The following is a 4679-nucleotide window of genomic DNA, read 5'->3' on the forward strand; positions in this document are numbered from 1 at the left end:
TGGCAGCGATGTCACCGTGGGTTCAAATCCCACCGCCTCCGCCGAGGTTTTAGAAGCGAGTCAGAAGGGGTGCCCCTCACCGAGGGGCACCCTTTTCGTTTGCCGTCGCCGGGCGGGACGGTACGGCGCCGGTGATTCTGGGGTTCGCGCTGATGCTGACGGCGGGCTCCGTGCCGGTGCTGACCGTCGCGCAGCGCGGGCGTTTCCGCCGTCTGCTCGGGATCGACATCCCCCGTCCGGGATGGCGGCGGCCGTGGCGCCAACTCGGGTACCACTGCCTTGCCGGGACGCTCTTCGGCAGCCTTGAAGTCCTGGTGCTGGGGCTGCTGTTGGCCTCCGTGGCCGCGTCGCTGACCTGGGCGTGGGTGTACGCGCTGCCCTGGGAGTGGCGGGTCGAGCACCTCGGCTACTCCGTACAGGCGGTGTACGTCTCCGTGGCGGGGCTGCTCGTCCTGGCCGCCGTGCCGGGCGCCGCCGCCGCTCTCGTACGCCTGGAGAGCCAGGTGGTGCCCGCGCTGCTCGGTCGCAGCCGGGAGGAGGACCTGGCGCGGCGGGTCGAGGACCTCACCGCGAGCCGGGCAGGTGCGGTGGACGCCGCGGACGCGGAACGGCGGCGTATCGAACGGGACTTGCACGACGGAGCCCAGCAGCGCCTGGTGTCCCTGGCTCTGAACCTGGGGATCGCCAGGGCCACGCTGACCGAACTGCCGCCCGAGGTACGGGAGGTGATCGACGCGGCGCACCGGGAGGCGAAGGAGGCGATCGAGGAACTGAGCAGCCTCGTACGCGGACTGCACCCGGCCGTCCTGGACGAACTCGGCCTGGACGCCGCCCTGTCGGGACTCGCGGCACGCGCCCCACTGCCCGTACGGCTCCGCGTGGATCTGCCCCGGCGACTGCCCCCGGCGGTCGAGACGGTCTCGTACTTCGTCGTCTCCGAGGCGCTGACGAACATCGCCAAGCACGCCCGCGAGGCGACCCGGGCGGAGGTGACGGTGACCCGACTGGGCGGAATACTCCGGCTGGTGATCTCCGACGACGGTCCGGGCGGCGCCGATCCCGCCCAGGGGAGCGGCCTCACCGGGCTCACCCAGCGCGTGCGGTCGGTGGACGGGACGTTCCGGATGAGCAGCCCCGTGGGGGGACCGACCATGATGAACGTGGAGCTGCCGTGCCCGAGTTGAGACGCGCCGTGATCGCCGAGGACTCCGTGCTGCTGCGGATCGGGCTGGTCAAGGTGGTGGAGATGGCCGGTTTCGAGGTGGCCGCCGAAGTGGGCGACGCGGAAGGCTTGTTGGCCGCGGTGGAGGAGCACGCACCCGCCCTCGCGCTGGTGGACGTCCGTATGCCGCCCGGCTTCGCCGACGAGGGCGTACGCGCCGCCCTGTCGATCCGCCGGACCCACCCCTCGACCGCTGTGCTGCTCCTCTCCCAGTACGTCGAGGAGCGCTACGCCGCCGATCTGCTGGGCGCCCACACCAGCGGAGTCGGTTATCTCCTCAAGCAACGCGTCGCGGACGTGGAGGATTTCATCGAGGCGCTGCGGCGCGTGGCGGACGGTGGTACCGCTCTCGATCCCCAGGTCGTCGCCCAACTCCTCGTCCGCCGCCGGAGCGACCCGCTGGACCGGCTGACGGCCCGCGAGCGCGACGTCCTCGCCCTGATGGCCGAGGGCCGCTCCAACGCGGGGATCGCCGCCCAACTCGTCGTCAGCGAGAGCGCGGTGGCCAAGCACATCAACAACATCCTCGCCAAGCTGGACCTTCCCAGGGCGGACGCGGATCACCGGAGGGTGCTGGCGGTGCTGCGGTTCCTGGGGGTGGGGGCGTGACACTGCGACGCCGGACAACCCGCGGCGCCGGGCGCACCGGCGTTATCCTTCCTGCCATGCGTATCCCGTCGTGCCGCAGCTGGTGGCGCTCCTCGTAGGAGCGGCCGCCTCTCGCGCATGACCACACGGAAGGGCCGTTCGGACGGACGGCCCTTTTCCTGTGCTCCCGGACCCGGGTGCGTGCCGTCCCGACGGCACCACTGACGACCAGGAGACCCCGTGAGCAGAGACACTGTGGACACCATCACGCGCAGCACCCCGCTCGAAGAGCGGATCACCCAGGACCCGGGGCGGTTCCGGATTCTCACCGGCGACCGCCCCACCGGCCGGCTGCACCTCGGGCACTACTTCGGCACCCTGCACAACCGGGTGCGGCTCCAGGACCTCGGTGTCGAGACGTTCGTGATCATCGCGGACTACCAGGTGCTGACCGACCGGGACGTGGCGGACGATCTCACCGGGCATGTCGAGGAGCTGGTTCTCGACCATCTCGCCGTGGGTGTGGACCCGGCGCGGAGCACGATCTTCACGCACAGTGCGGTTCCGGCGCTCAACCAGCTGCTGCTGCCCTTCCTCAGCCTGGTCTCCGTGGCCGAGCTGGGCCGGAATCCCACGGTCAAGGACGAGATCGCGCACTCGCGGCAGGCCGCCGTGAGCGGGCTGATGTTCACGTACCCCGTCCACCAGGCGGCCGACATCCTGTTCTGCAAGGCCAACCTGGTGCCGGTCGGCCGGGACCAGCTGCCGCATCTGGAGCTGACCCGGACCGTCGCGCGCCGCTTCAACGAGCGGTACGGCGACGGCACCGGGATCTTCCCCGAGCCCGAGGCGCTCCTCTCCCGCGCGCCCGTGCTGCTCGGCACGGACGGCACCAAGATGAGCAAGAGCCGGGGCAACGCCATCGCGCTCGCCGCGAGCCCGGACGACACCGCCCGGCTGATCAGGGGCGCGAAGACGGACGCCGAGCGGCACATCCACTACGACCCTCAGGGGCGCCCCGAGGTCGCCTCGCTGCTTCTGCTGGCGGCGCTGTGCCAGGGCCGTACGCCCGAGCAGATCGCCGGTGAGATCGGCTCGCTGGGGGCCGCAGCGCTGAAGAGGGTGGTGACCGAGTCGGTCAACGAGTACCTCGCACCGATCCGCGCTCGCCGCGCCGAGTACGCGCGCGACCGCGCGCTGCTCCGCCGCGTTCTGCGCGAGGGCAACGAGCGGGCCCGGGATGTCGCCGACACCACCCTCGCGGAGGTGCGCACCGCCATGAACAGCGATTACTGAAGCGAGCCCCAGAAGAAAGCGCGCCTACGAAGGAGAGGGTCAGGCGTCCTGGGGGTACCAGCGCAGCTCCACCGTGTTGCCGTCCGGGTCCTGGACGTAGACGGAGGTGGCCGTGCCCCGGGCGCCGTCCCGCTGGACCGGGCCCTCCAGGACGTTGACCTGGGCGGACTCCAGGAACTCGTCCCAGTCCAGCGGGTCCACCGTGAGACAGATGTGGTCCACGTTGGACTCGCCCCGGGGCTTGCCGACCACGTCGATGATCGTCTCGGGTGCGACCCGGACGGAGGGGAACGGCGCCTTTCCCGCCCGCCACGCGTCCACGTTCACCGGCTCCAGACCGAGAAACCCGGTGTAGAAGCCGAGGGAGCGTTCGACGTCGGCGACGTTGAGGACGAGGTGGTCGAAGGCCTTGACGTGCAGCTCAGGCATGTTTTCCCTCCAGAGGAAGACCGTGTGGACGTGTGTTCCACGATCCGCCGGGGCGGGGTGACCATCAAGCGCGGATCGGTCTACGGTCGTTGAGCCTGGCTCAACGAACGGGGGACCTCGTGCTGGAACGGATCGAGCTGGAAGCCTTCCTGGCGCTCGCGGAGGAGCTGCACTTCGGCCGCACCGCCGAGCGGCTCGGGGTGTCGACCGGGCGGGTCAGCCAGGTGATCAGGAAGGTGGAGCGGCGGGTCGGCGGCCCGCTGTTCGAGCGGACCAGCCGAAGCGTGCGGCTCACCCCGGCCGGGCGGCGGCTGGCCGACGACCTCGCCCCGCTCGCCGCCGCGATGGCCGAGGCGCTGCGCAGGGCCGCCGACGCCAGTCGCGGGATCACCGGGGAGCTCCGGGTCGCCTTCCTCGGCGAGTGGACGGCCCCCGCGCTGCTCAAGGCGGTCACGCTGTTCGGGGAGCGGCACCCGGAGTGCCGGGTGACCGTACGGGAGGCCCAGCTGTCCGACTCCCGCGCTAGCCTGCTCGACGGCTCGGTGGACGTGCTCGTCGCCGCGTACCCCTTCGACGGCATGGCCTGCGGGCCCGCCCTGCTCACGGAGCGGCGGATGCTCGCCGTCGCCGCCGGGCATCCGCTCGCGCGGGAGGAGTCGGTGTCCCTCGAAGTCCTCGCCGAACACCCCGTGGTGCAGTACCCCGAGATCACCTCCGCCGGCTTCAAGCGGGACCGCACGCCGGAGCGGACGCCCTCGGGCCGCCCGGTGCCGAAGGGCCCCGAGGGCCGCACCTTCTCCGAGATGCTGACGCTGGTCGCGATGGGCCGGGGCGTCCTCCCCGTGGGCGAGCACGCCCGGCGCTACTACCCGCGCCCGGACCTCGCGTACGTCCCCCTCCACGACGCCCCGCCGATCCGGCGCGGGCCGGTGTGGCGGGCGGACAACACCACTGAGCGGGTGCGGGAGTTCGTACGGGCGGCGGTGGACGCGGGGCGGGGCCAGGGGGTGTGACCCGCCTCCGCCCGGCTGAGGGTGCCCGCTTCGCCTCCGCCCGGCTCAGGGCCCCCGCCCCGCCACCCGCGCCGCCGACGCGATCGTCGCGCGCGCCTCCGGCTCCGGCAGCCCCGTGGCCAGGGCCGCTT

Annotated in this window: 5 protein-coding genes; 4 read left to right on the top strand and 1 reads right to left on the bottom strand. The window is 72.0% G+C overall.

What is annotated here, in order from left to right:
- The first annotated feature begins 152 nt into the window (after nucleotides 1-152).
- The 3 genes from GTW40_RS06135 to trpS all read left to right on the top strand — a co-directional run bounded on the left by GTW40_RS06135 (nucleotide 153) and on the right by trpS (nucleotide 3106).
- Nucleotides 153-1184, top strand: a complete 1032-nt coding sequence (locus GTW40_RS06135) for a sensor histidine kinase (RefSeq protein ID WP_161179134.1) — start codon at nucleotides 153-155, stop codon at nucleotides 1182-1184.
- A gap of 8 nt (nucleotides 1185-1192) precedes the next feature.
- Entirely contained in the window at nucleotides 1193-1831 is a 639-nt protein-coding gene (locus GTW40_RS06140; RefSeq protein ID WP_161179133.1) for a response regulator transcription factor, read from the top strand.
- 219 nt (nucleotides 1832-2050) lie between these two features.
- The gene (gene trpS, locus GTW40_RS06145; protein WP_343245622.1) at nucleotides 2051-3106 is read left to right on the top strand and encodes a tryptophan--tRNA ligase; all 1056 of its coding nucleotides are present in this window, start codon (nucleotides 2051-2053) and stop codon (nucleotides 3104-3106) included.
- A gap of 39 nt (nucleotides 3107-3145) precedes the next feature.
- Here the strand turns inward: trpS and GTW40_RS06150 are convergent, their stop codons facing one another.
- Nucleotides 3146-3535 (bottom strand): VOC family protein, encoded by a 390-nt coding sequence (locus tag GTW40_RS06150; protein ID WP_161179131.1) that lies wholly within the window; start codon nucleotides 3533-3535, stop codon nucleotides 3146-3148.
- Between the two features lie 119 nt (nucleotides 3536-3654).
- On the opposite strand from GTW40_RS06150, the gene GTW40_RS06155 reads away from it, so the two are divergent.
- On the top strand, nucleotides 3655-4548 hold the full coding sequence (locus tag GTW40_RS06155; RefSeq protein ID WP_161179132.1) for a LysR substrate-binding domain-containing protein: 894 nt from the start codon (nucleotides 3655-3657) through the stop codon (nucleotides 4546-4548).
- Nucleotides 4549-4679 lie beyond the last annotated feature (131 nt).

This window comes from Streptomyces sp. SID4985, from assembly GCF_009863025.1.
Classification (GTDB): Bacteria; Actinomycetota; Actinomycetes; order Streptomycetales; family Streptomycetaceae; genus Streptomyces.